Source organism: Methanoregula sp. (assembly GCF_050010295.1).
Lineage (GTDB): Archaea > Halobacteriota > Methanomicrobia > Methanomicrobiales > Methanospirillaceae > Methanoregula.
The window spans coordinates 1-17,399 of sequence record NZ_JBEKLH010000004.1; the positions used below are offsets into that span (position 1 = coordinate 1).

Annotated in this window: 9 protein-coding genes; 2 read left to right on the plus strand and 7 right to left on the minus strand. The window is 50.9% G+C overall.

What is annotated here, in order from left to right; translation table 11 throughout:
* Together ABSB80_RS06110 and ABSB80_RS06115 are read right to left on the minus strand one after the other, a co-directional pair.
* Window positions 1-1,702: IPT/TIG domain-containing protein (locus ABSB80_RS06110; protein WP_428369206.1), on the minus strand; the 1,702-nt coding region annotated here is incomplete at its 3' end.
* A gap of 215 nt (window positions 1,703-1,917) precedes the next feature.
* A complete protein-coding gene (locus tag ABSB80_RS06115; protein WP_428369208.1) occupies window positions 1,918-2,580 on the minus strand; it encodes a hypothetical protein in 663 nt (220 codons plus the stop codon).
* Window positions 2,581-3,633: 1,053 nt separating this feature from the next.
* Here ABSB80_RS06115 and ABSB80_RS06120 point away from each other — a divergent pair.
* Window positions 3,634-6,093: a PAS domain S-box protein gene (locus tag ABSB80_RS06120; RefSeq protein ID WP_428369210.1), complete on the plus strand. Its 2,460-nt coding sequence runs from the start codon at window positions 3,634-3,636 to the stop codon at window positions 6,091-6,093.
* A 485-nt stretch (window positions 6,094-6,578) separates the two neighbouring features.
* Here ABSB80_RS06120 and mutL read toward each other — a convergent pair whose 3' ends face one another.
* The 3 genes from mutL to ABSB80_RS06135 form a co-directional block, all read right to left on the minus strand.
* A complete protein-coding gene (gene mutL / locus ABSB80_RS06125; RefSeq protein WP_428369212.1) occupies window positions 6,579-8,354 on the minus strand; it encodes a DNA mismatch repair endonuclease MutL in 1,776 nt (591 codons plus the stop codon).
* Window positions 8,351-11,011: a DNA mismatch repair protein MutS gene (gene mutS, locus ABSB80_RS06130; protein WP_428369214.1), complete on the minus strand. Its 2,661-nt coding sequence runs from the start codon at window positions 11,009-11,011 to the stop codon at window positions 8,351-8,353. Before mutS ends, mutL begins: the two co-directional genes overlap by 4 nt.
* Window positions 11,012-11,262: 251 nt before the next feature.
* Window positions 11,263-11,505 (minus strand): transposase, encoded by a 243-nt coding sequence (locus tag ABSB80_RS06135; protein ID WP_428369216.1) that lies wholly within the window; start codon window positions 11,503-11,505, stop codon window positions 11,263-11,265.
* 234 nt (window positions 11,506-11,739) lie between these two features.
* Here ABSB80_RS06135 and ABSB80_RS06140 point away from each other — a divergent pair, with 234 nt between their 5' ends.
* On the plus strand, window positions 11,740-13,080 hold the full coding sequence (locus ABSB80_RS06140) for a zinc ribbon domain-containing protein (RefSeq protein WP_428369218.1): 1,341 nt from the start codon (window positions 11,740-11,742) through the stop codon (window positions 13,078-13,080).
* Between the two features lie 665 nt (window positions 13,081-13,745).
* On the opposite strand, the gene ABSB80_RS06145 is transcribed toward ABSB80_RS06140, so the two are convergent.
* The gene (locus ABSB80_RS06145) at window positions 13,746-16,520 is read right to left on the minus strand and encodes a PAS domain S-box protein (protein ID WP_428369220.1); all 2,775 of its coding nucleotides are present in this window, start codon (window positions 16,518-16,520) and stop codon (window positions 13,746-13,748) included.
* A 93-nt stretch (window positions 16,521-16,613) separates the two neighbouring features.
* A complete protein-coding gene (locus ABSB80_RS06150) occupies window positions 16,614-17,090 on the minus strand; it encodes a hypothetical protein (RefSeq protein WP_428369222.1) in 477 nt (158 codons plus the stop codon).
* Between the last annotated feature and the right edge of the window lie 309 nt (window positions 17,091-17,399).

A 17,399-nucleotide genomic window follows, 5' to 3' on the forward strand; every position in this document is an offset into this window, starting at 1 on the left:
ATACTCCTACGGTAGCACCCTGACCGCTCCAGTTTCCTCTTATCGGGGTGTCAGTGGGTAGGCCATAGTTGAAGGCGTTGACTGTTCCACCGCCATTCGTGTTGCTGGACGCAAGGTAGAACGTACCGGTTGAAGACCGGAATACTCCGACCTTTGCGCTGGCGGTCGGGGTTGCTGTATAGGTGTATGCATTCGTTCCGGTTGCAGAGCCGCCGGGTGTGGTGATGATGACGTTAACAGCTCCGGCTGTACCGGCCGGTGTGACCGCTGTGACTGCGGTACTGTTGACAACCATGACGCTGGTAGCCGCGTTGCCACCAAAGGTTACACTGGTCGCTCCGGTAAAGCCTGTCCCGGTGATGGTTACCACGGTGCCGCCGGCAGTCGTGCCGTTTACCGGTAAGATGCTGGCGAAGGTCGGTTGGAGACCACCATTTGCGGTATGTAACGTGACACTCGATTGGGAGTTCACCAAAACATTTAGTCCGGGAAGCGTTTGTTGCGCACTACTGTCTACCCATGTGGACCACGGGAATACAACCGGTACATTATTGATATCACTGAAACTCATATTGTAAAACGTTGTCGATCCAGGCATATCGGTATTATCGTTGACATTATATGCCTCCAGAGTACAGAATGCTGCAAGATTTGTCGTGGTGACTGGATTATCGGATGAAAATATTGTTTCTGATTGTCTGTTCTGTAGATCAGCGATGGTGATATTCCACATATTAATACTATTGTCCCAGCTCAATGTTCCTTGAATTGTCTGTCCATTGGATAAATAAATAGGATTCGTGTGATATCCTCCCGATGAATCAACGTACCATGCCCGACCTGTCCATGTGCCGCTGCCACCCCAGTTCCATTCGAGCACTGGTTGGACTATTGACGCACCTGTTAAAGCAGGTTCGATGGCGTTGAATAGGAAATCAACGGTGTCCCATTGTGGGGATGGAGGAGATACCGGGACGTTCCAGTATGCAATAAATTGTGCGATTTTACCGGCATTCCAGTTATCCGACGTTTCTATCCATCCATTAATTGCCGGGGAAACCGGTGATCTGGTTAATGCTTGTTTTTGATCAATGACAGTCAGTATCCTAGCCCCGTTTAACGAAACGGATGTGACGTTCCCCTTCTCACGGATGACAGAGCCGCTAGGGACCTGATAGATTCTGGTTGCAGATGCAAATCCTTTCGGAGTTGGAATCGATGAGGATGCGGTATCGTTTATGAGGAGTTGTTGTTCGCCAGTGGAATCAAAGATTCTTGTTGTATTATCATAATTATGATATATGATGGCCCCCTCAGGGATTGTATAGCCATTTTCGGTGGAGTGAATTTTTTCAGCATTCGAACTGACCGTCAGGGGTGCTAGATTATTGGCCGGATTAATCGTAAATCCCTGATTCAGCGTTACTGCGCTTCCAGTCTCATTAAATTTCAGTGTAGGGAGAAGAAAGCCACTGGTATTCAGATTTTGTATTTCAGCGTTTACCTCTCTCTGGATCTCATTCAGTTGGTCTTGACCACTAACTGTTGCAACAGAATTATTCCCGGTCAATGTCATCGGAACTGACTGGTTCGACACACTTCCATTGGAGTTGGCCATGACATTCGCCCCGAACAGTACGGTCATTATCAGACAAAAAACAAGACCTGCATAGATCCTCTGGGTTAGTGGGCGAAATTTCATTAATGTCTATTATTTTTTAAGGAGAATATATTTTTGGTAATCTGTATGAAGGTTCTTTCAAGTCTTGGATAAGATATAGGATCTTCTGACCATTGCATACTAATAATACATGATAGTAAACTATAGGAAAAACCAATTCAATTTTTAAATATCATACAGAATTGTTTATTGTGAGAATGCGTTTTTCCTCAGTCTTTACGCACCAGAACTGTTCATTATTCGGAAATCACTTTAACTCTACTACTGGGGGCCGTAATGATTGTGGCGATGCAGGCGGAGTTTTGATATATGTTCGTTACATTATCGCCTTCTTTTACGATTCGCGATAGTTCTGGAACACTATAAACGGACGTTGATGGTTGGGATCCTCCTCCCGGGGTTAACGTGAACGATTCTGAATCATTTATGAGCAGTATTTGATTGCCTGTGGAATCAAAAATCCTTGTGAAACCCGCATCATGATAAATGACCCCCCCCAAGGGAACAGTACCGGGTTCTGAACTGGATTTGTCGCCAGGTCCGGTAATTTTTAGTCCAATTATGCCGACATAGTTCCCAAGTTTCGTTATTTCTTGAGAATTATTGAATACTAATGTTGGTATTGTGCAATTATTCCGTATCTGAGTGAGAGTGGAAGTAATCGCCCCAGTAGAAAAATTCGTTTCCGGTGTTGTTTTTTGGGTTCCTATACATCCTGCCACAAATATAATAGCCAAAAGAAAACTGCAGACACCCAAATAATATGCAGATGACGAGTTCATCAGATTCACTTTCACAATTTTGCCATTTCCAGCCGGAATTTTTACCATCGGCAATTCATTTTTACTTTTTCTAACATAATAAAACAATAGGTAAACGGCTCTGTAGAAATCCTTCATTCTCTGAAGTAAACAACAGACTACAAAAGCTAAGGTACGGCGTCTCCTTACCTTGGGATGCTCACAATCGGTGAGGAGACGAGATCATGTCAGCAAACCGGTATCAGGTTTGTTGAATTATATTCAGGGCTGATCCGTGATTCCAGGATTCCTCTTTTCTCGTCGAAATTCTCAAAAAAGACCTATACCCAGCACTAGTTGCTTATTCTCCTTCTCCTGAAAGAATAATTGTCTGAAGTTCTAGTGCATATTCGTGATTTTAGTAAATGTTAGACATTGTAAACTAAATCACAACGTCAAAACAACATGTAAGAACCTACGGATCCGGTTTCCGGACCGGATTTTCTGGCGGTTTTAAGGGTAGGAGACACTCAAAAATTTTGGATTTTACATTTTCCCTTAATGGCAATTAAAGAAGCGTTGAACAAACGATGGATCAACAGTTGGTAAACGTAAAGTGCTATAATTAATGTTAGTTTTGTTGATAGAGATTATATCCGATTACAATCTGAAGACTGGGAGAGATAAGGACAAATATGTATATGGACGACGTACTTTCCTATCATAACTATTCTCCTAATTGAGCATTCAAAATTACACTATCAGAGTGTAGATTGTCATATATTGAGTCTCATGCAGATTTCCATTCAGATTCTCCTATAAATTGCTATATAGATTTCTATGGTTCTGGTGCGTTGTCATGACTTTGTGATTTAACTTGCGACGTGAATAATTTGAAAAAGTCACTAAGATGTACCAGAACCGTCTATCGCCAGTACATTTTAATTGCTATTAAAGGAAAACGTAAACTTCAAAATTTTAGAGAATTTCCTATCCATGAAACCGCTGGAAAAATCCGGCCCGGAAACTGGACCCGAATAAGGTTCTGAGAAGTTGACGGTTGGAAGGGAATTTTTAATGAGGTGAAAAATCAGTCATTAACAGCTAACTTATCAGGACCCATAAACTCTGTCAACAAAACGGACATTAATTGTGGCACTCTACAACTATATATTCGATCAACCGTAATCGGGAACATATCCGGCGATTCTCATGAAACTCCAGGAAAAGACGAGCCTTATTATTGTGATTCTCCTGATCCTCATCATTGCCCTGATCAGTATTTTCGTCTCTTTTGTGTCGATGACCAGCTACAGCGCCCTTGAACAGCGTTACGTCTTGCAGGATGTGGATCAGGCCGTGAACCGGCTGAATGACGAATATACATCATTATCATCGATCGTTGTTGACTGGGGTCCATGGGACGATACCTATGATTTTGTCAACGGGAACAAGCCGGATTATGTATCCGCGAATCTATTGCCAGAAACATACCGCAACCTGCGGATCAACCTCGTTGTTATAACCAACAGGCAGGGTGAAATCGTCTATGCAGGCGCATACGATCTCCGGAATAACACCGTGGTTGCAGCACCGGAGGCGCTCGGTCAGCAGCTGACGCCTTCGAATCCGTTGCTTTCCATGGCATATCCAAACACGACGACCACCGGTATCCTGATGCTTGGGGAGAAACCCCTAGTCGTCGCATCCCGCCCTATCGTTCATTCGGATTTTTCCGGTACACCGCAGGGGGTAGTCATAATGGGAAGGTACCTCGGCGCTAACGAAGTGTCCTACCTTGCGAAACTGACAAAGCCAAATCTCCATTTTATTCCGGTAGATGATCCAACACTCTCCCCAACGCTCCTCTCGTCCCTGTCCGCCGGTCAGAATCGCACCGCGGAGGTCGTTACCCCCCTTAACAGTAACCAGATCGCGGGATATGCGCTCATCAGGGACGTGTACGGAAAGGGGGTACTCGTCCTCGAGATTTTGGAACCTCGTGATATTTACCAGGAGGGGATTACGTTGACCTACCAGTACGTGCTCATCGTACTCGGGGCAGGACTCCTCTTTGGTGTCACGATCCTCCTTATCCTCGACAGGCTTGTTCTTTCCCGGGTCAGCGCGCTCAGTTACCAGTTGTATGATATCGACAGGCAGATTGTACCCTCCCGGCGGATAAGTATTGGCGGCAACGACGAGTTCTCTGACCTGTCCGGGAAGATCAACCACATGCTTGAGACCATAGAAAAATCCCATGAGGGTCTATTGCAGAGCGAGGCGCGGTTCCGCGACATTGCCGAACTCCTTCCCCAGACGGTCTTTGAGATGGATTTGCAGGGGGATCTCACCTACGTTAACCACGCCGGATCGGAGATATTCGGTAGTGGCGATGAGAAGATCCGGGAAGGAGAAAACGTCCGCGAATACCTTACCCCAGGGGATATCGAACGTATGCACAGGGGACTGACTCAGGTCATGTCTGGTGCAAAGTCCCAAGGTGAAGTTTACCACCTGAAGAGGATGGACGGGACGCTGATGAACGCCATCGTTTTTGCTGCGCCCATCCGTCGGAACGGTTCGGTGGTCGGGTTCCGCGGCATCGTGATCGATATCACCGAACGGATAAAACTCGAAGACGCACTCAGGGAGAGCGAGGAAAAATACCGGGCTCTCACGGAAAATACCCCCGACATCCTCTTCTCTACAGATATGGACGGGATTATAACCTATGCCTCTCCGCAAGTCAATAAATATGGTTTCCTTGTAGATGAAGTGGTTGGGAAAACGCTTCGTATTTTCATTCATCCCGCAGATATCAACCGGGTAGAAAGCAATTTGTCCCGTGAACTAAAAGTAGATGCCCAATTCAGTTCTCAGTTCAGAATCCTGGACAAATGGGGCAACCCCTATTGGTTTGAAGAGAAAAGTTTCCTCCGGCTCGATCTGTCTGGAAAACCGATCGGGATTTACGGGATCCTGCGCGATGTTACCGAACGAAAGCATGTTGAAGATGCGATCGGTATCGCTAATAAAAAGCTGAACCTGCTGAACCAGATCACCCGGCATGATATTCTCAACACTGTCACCGGGCTACTTGGGTGCGTGGATATGGCAAAAGCAACAAACTCTCCTGAAGAAAAGGAGCAGCTGCTCAATAATATCAAGGACCTTACCCGGGTTATCCAGCGCCATATCACGTTTACCCGGGAGTACCAGGAGGTCGGCGTTCACATGCCGCAATGGCAGAATGTCAATGATCTTATCAATAAAGTAGTACAGAATTTTGCAAAATCCGGTATCGCTTTTTATTCACAGTTCGAAAAGACGGAAGTCTATGCGGATCCTTTACTGGAAAAAGTGTTTTACAACCTTGTGGATAATGCAATCAGGTATGGAGATACTATCACAACTATATCGATATATCCCAGTATTTCCGATAAAGGATTCTCGCTTATTTTTGAGGATAATGGTGTTGGGGTTGAAGCAGGGCAAAAATGCGAGATCTTTAAACGTGGTGTGGGAAAGAATACCGGCATGGGCCTGTTCCTGACCGGAGAAATTCTGGCAATAACCGGGATAACCATTGGAGAGAACGGGATTTTTGGGAAGGGGGCACGGTTCGAGCTCCTGATCCCGAATGGTACCTGGCGATTAACCAGAGACTAAAAGAGGGTCCTGATAAGTTAGTGGCTGGTGACTGCTTTTTTTCTCGTCATTAAAAAATTCCCTACCCAACCGCCAACTTATCAGAACCTTCTGTCGCACCTGCATTTCTGGGTTCTGATAGGTTGACGGGACTTCGTTGAGAAAATTAGGGAAAATATAAATTTTCACGACCTAAGGATTTGCAGGAATTATCCCAAGTCCCGAGAAGTTATCAGAACCGGGGAATCATTTTTCAGTTAATGATCTGCTTTCATTCCCGGCCTATGATAGGGACCACCTTTCTCTCCCTGAGGAAGCTCACGTGCAGCAATTACTTAACCCATATGGGATCTGTCTTTTCAGGAGGCCGTTTTTGCGAGAACCTCTTTCACGTCCGCTTGAACATCCGGAGGAGTTTATAACGAACCTTCAGATTCGTTTAAACATCGGAACGAGTTTACATGGCTGTATCTATGTAAACATCGGGACGAGTTTATAACGAACCATCAGGTTCGTTTAAACATCGCGTCGAGATCTTCCCGGGTAAACCGTATCATGGTCGGGCGACCGTGCGGGCAGGTGAACGGGTTTTTCGTGAGCCGGAGCTGGTTGGCCACACGCTGGCACTGCTCCCGCGTGCAGACCGTGCCCGCCTTGATCGCGCCGCGGCAGGCGATGATGCGGGTGATCCGTTCGCGGTTGCTGACAGACCGGCCCGGGTCGCCGGTCACAAGGTCACTGATGATATCATCGATAACTTGGGTCTCCTCAAGCCGCCCGAGCACGACAGGGACAGCGCGGACAAGAAAGGAGTCCCTGCCGAAGTCCTCGAGAACAAAACCTTCCTGCGCGAGTTCTGCGAGCAGGTCGCGGATGATCGCAGCTTCCCTGTGCGTCGGGTAGAGGACGACCGGCTCGATCAGCTCCTGCGAACGGCGCTCGCCCCCAATCCTGGCGGTCACCTGCTCGTACAGGATCCGTTCGTGGGCCGCGTGCTGGTCGATCACGATGAGTTCATCACTGGCTGTCCGCACAAGGATGTAGATACCGCCAAATTCACCGATGACCTCCATTGCCGGAAGGAGGGGGGTGACGGGAGAGATGCCGGCGACAAGCTCTGTCTGCCGGAGTTGCCGGTCGGTTGCCGAAGTACCCGGGTGACTTGTCTCGTTCACACCCGCCGGGGCTGAACCGGCATAGTGATACACCGGCCCGGGGACGTCCGCTGGTTCAGCTGCGAGTGATTCACCCGGGAGCGGCGGGGCCTCTGCTGCAGGGATGAGATCGTGGGTCAGCAGGGCAGTTTTCACCGCTTCTTTTATCGCGTCGCTGATCTCCTTTTCCCGGGTGAGCCGCACCAGCTTCTTCGTCGGGTGTACGTTCACGTCTACCAGTCCGGTATCGATCTCAAGCCTGAGGAAGGTGACCGGGAGGCGGTCCTTTGGCAGCAGGGTCCCGTAGCCTTCCCGGATTGCGTTGTTGATGAGGAGTGAAGAGATGTAGCGCTGGTTGATGGCGACAAGCATCCGGGCACTGTCCTTGCGCGAGCGTGACGGGGGGGAGATATAGCCGGAGACGGTCATAAATGGCAGTGAGAAACTGACGGGAACCAGTCCGCGGGCAGCATCGCCCCCGTAGATGCGCGCAATCGTGTCAAGGATATCCGGCGTGCTGTCAGTCACCAGCTGTTCATGCCGGTTGTGGTAGAGCCGGAACGATATGTCCGGGTGGGCGAGGCAGATCCCCTCCATGATCGCATGGATATGGGCGAGCTCGGTATTTCTGCTCTTCTGGAACTTCTTCCGTGCCGGGGTATTGAAGAAGAGGTCCTCGACCAGCACGCTGGTGCCTGCCGGTGCACCGGTGACAGCATGCTCCTGTATCTCTCCGCCCTCGATAACGATCTTTGTCCCGGCAGCCCCGTCATCCGTTCTGGTCACGAGGGTCACGCGGGAGACGGCAGCGATACTTGCCAGTGCCTCGCCCCGGAACCCGAGCGTGCGGATGTGGTGGAGGTCATTGATCGTCACAATCTTGCTCGTCGCGTGCGGGGTGAATGCAAGCAGGGCATCCTCATGTGACATACCGCTCCCGTCATCGGTTACCCTGATGCTGTTTAATGCGCCGTTGGATGCGAGCTCGATTTTGATCGACCGGGCGCCCGAATCGATCGCGTTCTCCACCAGCTCCTTCACTACGGACGCAGGACGTTCCACCACTTCACCGGCCGCGATCTGGTTGACGGTGGCAGGATCCAGGATGTGAATCGGGGGGCTTCTCATGGCGTCCCTCCGCTATTGTCAAGCGACCGCTGCAGTTCTGCGATCTTTGCAAGGGCCTGCAGGGGCGTCATCTCGTCCGGTTTTATCCTGGCGAGTTCTTCGAGAACCGGGTTGAGGGGGGCGGTCGTCTCCTTTCCCCTGTCATCGACGAGCAGGATCTGGGTATACCGCTGAGGCCGGGTGCCGGCAGGAACGGCCCGGTTCATGCTCTCGCTGAGGAGGGCTTCTGCCCGTTCGGTCACCTTCTTCGGGATGCCGGCGAGCCGGGCCACGTGGATACCATAGCTCTTATCGGTCGCTCCCGGGATGAGTCTGCGGAGGAAGATCACCTCGTTGTTTGTATCCTGCACCGCGAAGTGGTAGTTTTTCACCCGCCTGAGGGTATCTTCCATGGCGACCAGCTCGTGGAAGTGCGTGGCAAAGAGCGTCTTTGGCCCGGCCGGGGATTTTCCGTGAAGGAACTCAAGTACGGCCCTTGCAATCGAAGACCCGTCCGCGGTGCTCGTCCCTCTCCCTATCTCATCCAGGATGACAAGGCTCCTGGGCGTCACATTGTTGAGGATGTTTGCCAGTTCGAGCATCTCGACAAAGAAGGTGCTCTGCCCGCTTGCGAGGTCGTCAAACGCCCCGACCCGGGTGAAGATCCGGTCAATGACCCCGATGGCCGCGTGCCGTGCGGGGACAAAACTGCCTGCCTGTGCCATGATGCAGATGAGTGCGGTCGCACGCATGTACGTGGATTTCCCCGCCATGTTTGCGCCGGTGATGATCATGATCTGGGTCTTGCTCCCGGAGAGCTCGGTGTCGTTGGGCACGAACCCCCCGCTGACTCCCAGCTCCACCACCGGGTGCCTCCCGTCGCGGATAACGATGGCATCCCCGTCGTTCAGCTGCGGGCGTACGAAATCCCGGGTCTTTGCCGCTTCCGCGAGGCTTGCGGAAACGTCCAGCACCGCGATTCCCCGTGCCGTTGCCTGGAGATCGGGGATTATGTTCCGGAGGAGAGCGATAAGCCCGGTATAGAGATCGCGTTCGAGCGCAAGCACCCGTTCGTCGGCGCTCGTGATGACCGACTCCTTCTCCTTCAGTTCGGGAAGGGTATACCGCTCACCGGTTGCGGTCGTCTGCCTCCGCTCGTAGTGGGGCGGGACAAGATGCAGGTTCGGTTTCGTCACGTCGATGTAGTACCCGAAGATCCGGTTGTAGCCGATCTTGAGGGACCGGATGCCGGTCTTCTCCCGCTCTTTCTCCTGGAGCGCGGCGATCCATCCCTTCCCCGAGTGGAGCACCCCGCGTATCCCGTCGAGTTCAGCGGAGTACCCGCTGCGGATCACCCCTCCGTTCCGGGCGACTGCCGGGGGGTCGTCGACGATCGCCTTCCGTATGAGATCGATGGTCTCCGGGAGATCCCGGATGTCCGCAATCGCCGTCCGGATCACGTCCGGGATGGTGTCGCCTCCGGCATCAGCCGCCGTTCTCTTCAGCTCCGGCAGTGCCGAGAGCGAACCGGCAAGGGCAAGGAGATCGCGCGGCCCGGCGTTCCCGTAGGCTATCCGGGCCGCGATCCGCTCGATATCCGCGCAGCGTGCGAGCTGTGAGCGCAGCCCGAGGCGCAGCACGGTGTGGGCGGCGAGGAATTCCACAGAATCCAGCCGCCTGTTGATCTCCCCGGTATCCGTCAGGGGGTGAGTAAGGTGCCGGTTCAGGAGCCTGCTCCCCATAGGGGTCTTCGTCAGGTCGAGAGAGGAGAGGAGGGTCGCTCCCCGGGCACCGCCGCGGATGCTCTCCCTGACTTCGAGGTTGCGCAGCGTGATCGCGTCGAGCATCATGCTCTGCGAGGAGGTGCGCAGGCTGAGGCTGCTGATATGGCCGAGCTCCGAATATTGCGTCTCCTTTGCATACGCGAGGGCCGCACCGGCAGCACCGGTCGCCGCTTCGTTTTCCCCGCACCCGTACCCGCCGAGCGATGCGACGCGGAAGTGGGCGGTGAGGGTGCGGAATGCGGCATCGTTCCCAAAGACTTCGTCCCGGAACGGGGTGACGACCACGCCCTGGTCCGCTATGCGCTGCCTCAGTTCGCCGCTCACCCCCGCCGGGACGATGCATTCCGCCGGGCGGTACCGGGCGATCTCGGAGATCACGTTCTGGAAACTGCTGTCATGCCCGGTAACCGTGACAAAAAATTCCCCGGTAGAGATGTCGAGCAGGGCGATGCCCCACTCGCTGCGCTTCGTGTCCGGGCAGAGGGCCATGAGGTAGGATGCTGCAGACGAAGGGACCATCGAGGAGTCGATCACGGTGCCCGGCGTAATGACCCGCGTGATCTCACGCCTGACGATCCCCTTCGCGGTCTTCGGGTCCTCGACCTGGTCGCAGACCGCCACCTTGTAGCCTTTGCCGATAAGCTTCGCGATGTAGCCGTCCACCGCGTGGTACGGGACACCCGCGAGAGGAACTCGGGTGTCCGCGCTCTTCGACCGCGAGGTGAGAACGATCTCCAGCTCCCGCGAGATGAGCTCCGCGTCGGCCTCGAAGGTCTCGTAGAAATCTCCTATCCGGAACAGGAGCACGGTGTCCGGGTACTTCTGTTTGAGCTCCCGGTACTGCCGCATGACCGGCGTGAGTTTTTCGTCCTGTTCCTGGGGTTCGGGTACCATGGGTACGAGAAAGGTGGAGCGCCGGAGAAATTAAGGGTGATGGAGAGGGAAGTGAAAGACAAATTCTTAAACCAAACAAGTTACTTTCAAAGAGTAACGTTTTTCTTTTGTCGACCAATATGATCAACGAATGACAGAATTAAAACGTCGATGAGATTTGTGGTATAGATCAGTCGTCGGATCTCTGGAGGATACTTGTAAAACGTGGACAAGCTCTGCCAATTATTTCTCCACCTTTTTATGGCATAGGCCTATTTACCACCCCATGCTTCCTCAAACCGGTCCAAGGCAGCCAGTCCGAATGCTTCGTTTGGTTCGGTAGAGATCACCCTGCTACCAGCACAGAACGGCATTCTATCCTTGTAATTATTGAATCGGGTTAAATTTCTTACCTGATGGACAATACCGGTCCGGATTTCAGATTTCGGGAATATGGCTTTTATCGCTTCTCCGAATCCCGTTCTTCCTCCTTGCTCTCTTATGTTGGCATACAATCTTCCTATTATTGATCTGATTCGATCCTATTCAGTGATGGTTTCAAAATCGACTCCTTTATCCCTGATCTCCACTACCCTTTCATATCGCTCCTTTAGCGCAAAATCGAGAAGATGTTCCATGTTTTCTGTCGTTAGTACTACGATAGGGTACTATCGGGGTTCTTCGAAAGCCTCATATATTTTTCTCGGCAAACATCCCACTGTTGAAGGAATAAAGGGGGGAAGTTACCTATGGATGATCCAGAACTACACGGTGATGAGAGAATTCTTATCCGGACTGCGAAGGTCCATGTAAAATCGATCTCGTTTGAAGCAATCCTCACTAACAAACGAATCGTCCTTATCGACAGAATAAAAAATATCCTGCCCCAAAAAGAGATCCCCCTTGCCACGATCCAGACCGTGGAGGCCGGGGAGAATGCGATTCGCGAGACGGTGATCACGCTTACCGTGGTCACCAAGAGCGCAGGGATGCGGCAGATGGTGCTGACTTTCTCCCGCGAAAGTGGTGGAAACCGGGCAAAAGAACGCAACGAATGGGTGCGATTGATAAAGGAGAACATCAACCCATCCTTTGAGCAGGTCAGTACGATTATTCCGGGTATTGACCCAGCAGAAGAGGCTGCCCCGGTGCCCCTCCCCAGATTCAAAATTATCGGATCCGCGGTACCGCAGACACCCGCTGCACCATATGAGCAGGCTACAAAGCCACAGCCGGTTAAAAAAATTGTGGAATCACCTTCGGCGGCATCGTGGCAGGCTCCCCCAGTACCGGCAGACGCTCCTGCAGCGGTGCCAACAATATCCTCTTCTGTAACGCTGGGAACGTATTGCACCAAATGCGGGACGAGGGTGCCGGATGGTTCGGGGTTCTGCAACAGGTGCGGCTCCCGGATTACCGTCCGGGGGGGAGACGTGCCTCAGGTCCCGGTCGCCATTCCCACGCCCGCCGCACCTGTGCAGACCGTAAAAAAAGAGCGGCTGATTGATCAAAAGATCCCGTCTGTAGATCCCCTCATCGAACGTTCATCCGTAATAATTCCCCGTGATCCCCAGGATGCAATCCCGCCGGAACCTGCTGCAGTACAGGAGACACAACCAGCGGCCATCCCTGCAGCAGCGCAGCCGCAAAAAAGGTTTATCCCCCGGCTCTTCTCTCCAAAGAATCTTTCCCCGCCACCGCGTGTTCCCGGGTCTGTGCCTCCCGCAAAACCCCGGAGCAGAAAGAACCTGGTTTTTGCCCTTGGTATCGTTATTGTCATCATTATTGCGGTTGTGGCAGCCGCTGTTGTCCTGCCAAAAACGGGATTCATAATGAGCATTCTGCCGGGGTTCAACAGTTCGGGATCTTCAACGACGGCAACTATCCCCACTGTTACCGTGGCTCAGGCCGCAATAACAGGAACGACCGTGCCGGCCACGCAGGTCATGGCAGCGACAACCACCCCGGTCGTAATTAACCAGGCGGCGTCAATCATGACATCGGTGACAACCACACCGGTCGTAATTAACCAAGCCGCATCAATCATGACATCGGTGACAGAGAAGGTCACTCTGTCCCCGAACGAATGATTGTCGGTAAAGTAATATTGGTCCGGTGTGATATCCCGAATTACTATTACACAAATAACCATTTCTGCGCATAGGCCCGGATCCTCACCGGAGGTAATCTGTACCAGAAGACGTGAGACGGTTCATAATAATCGAGACTCATGTGAGGTTTGATCATGCTTATTTCAATGAACGATCTCATCGATAACCCAATTTCCTGATTCTTTGTTCAACCTCACCAAGAAAACCGTTCAATTTACCCCTTGGTCTGGGGTTTTTCACCTTGGCGACAGTGTATTTGATATCATGCAGATAAAGGAACTCCTTGAATGCGTGCTTGGCACTTTCCCGGTCCCGGGCCAAAACGAACTGGATAGCATGGTTGCTCAGGATCCCGGGGAAGTTTCGTATCATTCCACTCCTTCGAGCGTTCATTGAACGGCTGAATAAATCGTTTGAGGGGATCGGGCAGCGTATTTTGGATTGTGCGACTCTGCGAACCCCGTGAGCCCTTCGGACGGTTTCTCGTTTTACCGGCATGGAAAATGCATACGCATGTTCCTGACAGGCAAATCGTTGATCTGCCATGTACTCCAGGAGTAGTAGCTGGCATATGAGCTGGTGAATCACGGGGAATCGATTGCTGTACCGCTGATCCTCTCAGTTCTTTTCTCCGGGCGGATTCTTCAGGTCCTGCCGGCAAACCGGTAAATTCCCATGGGTACCGTGATCTCGAACCGTACGCCTTTGCCCGGTTCACCATTCTCGGTAATGCTGATGCCGGTGATCGCGAGGATCTCTTTTGACAGGAACAGGCCAAGACCGGTATGTTTTCCAAACCCTTTCTGGAAGAGTTTTTTCTTATCCTCTCCGGAAATTCCCACCCCGTCATCACAATAGATGATGATAAGATCGTCTTCCGTTTCCCGTACAGAATAATCCATATGCGTCACGTGATCGCCATGACGGAGAGAGTTTTCCATCAGGTTGTAGAACACTTTTTCTATGAGAGGATCGGCGAAAATCTCTGCACCTTTAACGGCGACATTGACCCCTATGCCCGGGGGGTTCAGCTGACGGATAGCCAGACTGATAATGTCTGAGAGGATCTGCCATTTCGGTGCCTGGGCCCCGATGTCGTGGTAGTTCCGGGTAAACTCAATCTGCCACTGGATCACTTCAGTGACTTTTTCCTCTTTATCGATATATGCCAGGATCCTGGAATCTTTTATTTCCCTTTTTGAGAGTTCGAGATAGGTACGCAGGCCCATGAGCTGGTTGAGGATATCATGCCAGGTGACATTGTTGAGAATCGTGAGTTTCTTGTTCGCCTGGAGCAGCGCTTCCTCGGCTGATTTGCGTTCAGTGATGTCTTCCAGCGTTTCCACGGCTCCGATAATCGCACCATCGGCGTTCCGGATGGGCGCTGCGGTGAAATACAGCCACTTTCCCGATACGCCTATCTTCTGGAGGAACCCGGTAGTTTCGTACGCTCCTTCAACAAGCCGGGAATGAGTAACTGTTCCCTGGTACCATTCGGGAAGCAGTTCAATCTTTTCATCCACCAGCAGATCCGCAAGGACTGGTCGTTCTGTCGCATAAAATGCCTTCCACTGGTCCCGGGTACCCAAAACCTCCGCTTCGTGTACACCGCTGTATTCCTCAATTGCCTTGTTCCAGGATATGACCCGGTGATCTTTATCGATCACAAATTGCGGCATGGGTGAACCCTGAAGAATAGAATTCAGGCGTGCATCACTCTCCGCGAGTGCATCTTCCGCCAGTTTCCTTGCAGTAATATCCCTGATGTTGCACTGTAAAATCTTCTTATCTCCGACAAGGTAGACATTACTGATGAACTCAACGTTAATACCCTGCCCGTCTTTTGTTTCAAGGGGCAGGTTTTCGTACCGGATATATCCGTTCATTTTCAGCTCAGTGAATGCATGCTGGGCAATGGACTTGTCCTTGATGAACCCGAGTTCCCAGAGATGTTTGCCGACAAAATATTCCAGCGGGTATCCCAGCATCTCAAGAATGAATTTATTTGCATCGACAATTGTTCCCGTCTCTTCATCAAGGATTAATATACCGTCCTGTGCGGTTTCAAAGAGGCGGCGGTACCGGGTTTCGGATGCCCGCAATGCATCCTGAACCAGTTTTTTGTCGGTGATATCCCTGATGTTGCACTGGATAATCTTCTTATCGCCTACGAGGTAGACATTGCTGATGAACTCAACGTTAAAACCCTGGCCGTCATTTTTCTCCAGCGGGATGTCTTCGTACCGGATATATCCGTTCATTTTCAGTTCTGTGAATGCATGCTGGGCAATGGACTTGTCCTTGATGAACCCGAGTTCCCAGAGATGTTTGCCGACAAAATACTCCAGCGGGTATCCCAGCATATCAAGAATGAATTTATTTGCATCGATAACTTCACCGGTATCACCGTCAAGGATCAGGATCGCATCCTGTGCCGTCTGGAACAACCGCCGGTACTGGAGTTCTGAGGTTTTAAGATCATTTTCGGCAGTTATACGTTGCTCTTCGTGATCGAATGTAACAAAAGCAAATGAGAGGTCACTGGATTGTTCATCAAGAAGCCGGACAATCTGGTCAGTAAAATATCCTGATACCGACGCATAAAAGGTAATGACACCGGCATTTTTGGTATCAAGTGCGAAGGGGAATGCGGCGAGTGAATGGTAACCTTGTTTCAGTGCAGACTCCCTCACGGGTTTCATACGCTCGTCCGTTGCAATATCGTTACAGACATTATAGGTCCCATCCCGGAATGCAGTGCTTGTCGGACCCAGGCTCCGGGGGCCATCATCAATTGATATGGTGATCCGGTCAAGGTACCCTTCAGACATCCCATGCACAGCTACGGGTTCTATGAGACGGTTCACGGGATTTGCGATCCCGGCCCATACCATCGTAAATCCGCCCTTCTCGACAGCAATCCGGCAGATCTCGTTCAGCAGTTCATTTTTGTCATGAATACGAACGATTGCCTTATTCGTTGCGGAAAGCACCGTATAGAGCCGGTTGAGAGTGGTGACCTGCGCCTCATTCTGACGGTGATCGACTGCTGCCTTGATCTTGTGCATGAGTTCGGCAAACTGCGATACCGGTTCCCCCCCCTTCTGGAGATAAAAGTCTGCACCGTTTTCAAAAGCCTCGATAGCGATCTCTTCCCGGCCCTTGCCCGTAAACAAAATGAAGGGGATGGCCTTATCCATTGCCCGGACCCGTTTTAAAAACCCGATACCGTCCATCCCGGGCATCTGGTAATCGGAGACAATGGCCTGAATCCCATTGGATTTTAACAGGTCAAGTGCCACAGAAGCTGATGACGCGGTAGTCACCGTAAATTCGCTTGTCCGCTCGAGGAACAATTTGCCAATATCAAGGAGACCGGGCTCATCATCGACAAAAAGAACAGATATCGTAAGAACCAACTTCAGGGAATTTGGTTGATGAAGAATGCTAGTTATTGGTAATAAATATTTCGTCGATGATATAAAAAATGGGAAATTATCTGGGTTATTGTATCAATTAAACCGCCAATATACAAACGCATCAAGCCGTAAAAATAAAAAAAATAGTAAACTGAAAAAGACAGAAAAACAGTTATTGTTTATCAATGCCGATGTTCTTGCGTTCCAACAGGATTCAGGAAGTCTCTCGCATGTTTTGAGGTTGCCGCAGCGGCGGGGGCAGGCCGAAGGCGCAGCCCCCCGGGAGTGTCCTGACCGACTAGTATGATTGAACAGCCCAACAAAAATTAGTGGCAGGAATAATACTATACCCAGAAAATTATGCGACTTTTTCCCGGCATTTGGTCCGGGCGTACAATCGAATACTTCCGTGATTTTCAGGATCAGCAATCCTTTTGCAGGATAATGAGGGCCTTTTTCTTTTATCTGCGCCTTGATCTTTTCATAATCCGGACCGCTGGTTTTCACCGTTACGGTCCCCTTGATCTGGAAACAATGCTTCTTTTCTGGATCCCCCAGATAGAGTGCCATATGGGGATTTTCCCTTACCTTTGGGAGCATCTTTATAAAAATCGAAATTTTAAAAAATTTCAGAGACGCGGTCTTAGGATTTGTAAAGGGGAATGGAAACGTATCTGTTTGACCAAGAATATTTTGAAGTTCTCGGTTGATGTGAGAACCAGAACACTATCTTCGATCTTACGGATATTGCGTCGGTTATTGATCGATTGGGAGTAATCCGGCAATTCCCGATTCTTCGATCAGTACCCCAAAGGATTTTGAATTGGGCAACAGCCTCTTAAGATAACATTTTAGGCGATGTTTTTCGCTCAGCTCCTA

What these genes read in the sequence shown, in the direction of transcription:
- ABSB80_RS06115 (WP_428369208.1), bottom strand. Translation starts at nt 2,580, where the DNA reads ATGAAGGATTTCTACAGAGCCGTTTACCTATTGTTTTATTATGTTAGA.
- ABSB80_RS06120 (WP_428369210.1), top strand. Translation starts at nt 3,634, where the DNA reads ATGAAACTCCAGGAAAAGACGAGCCTTATTATTGTGATTCTCCTGATC.
- mutL (WP_428369212.1), bottom strand. Translation starts at nt 8,354, where the DNA reads ATGAGAAGCCCCCCGATTCACATCCTGGATCCTGCCACCGTCAACCAG.
- mutS (WP_428369214.1), bottom strand. Translation starts at nt 11,011, where the DNA reads ATGGTACCCGAACCCCAGGAACAGGACGAAAAACTCACGCCGGTCATG.
- ABSB80_RS06140 (WP_428369218.1), top strand. Translation starts at nt 11,740, where the DNA reads ATGGATGATCCAGAACTACACGGTGATGAGAGAATTCTTATCCGGACT.
- ABSB80_RS06150 (WP_428369222.1), bottom strand. Translation starts at nt 17,090, where the DNA reads ATGGCACTCTATCTGGGGGATCCAGAAAAGAAGCATTGTTTCCAGATC.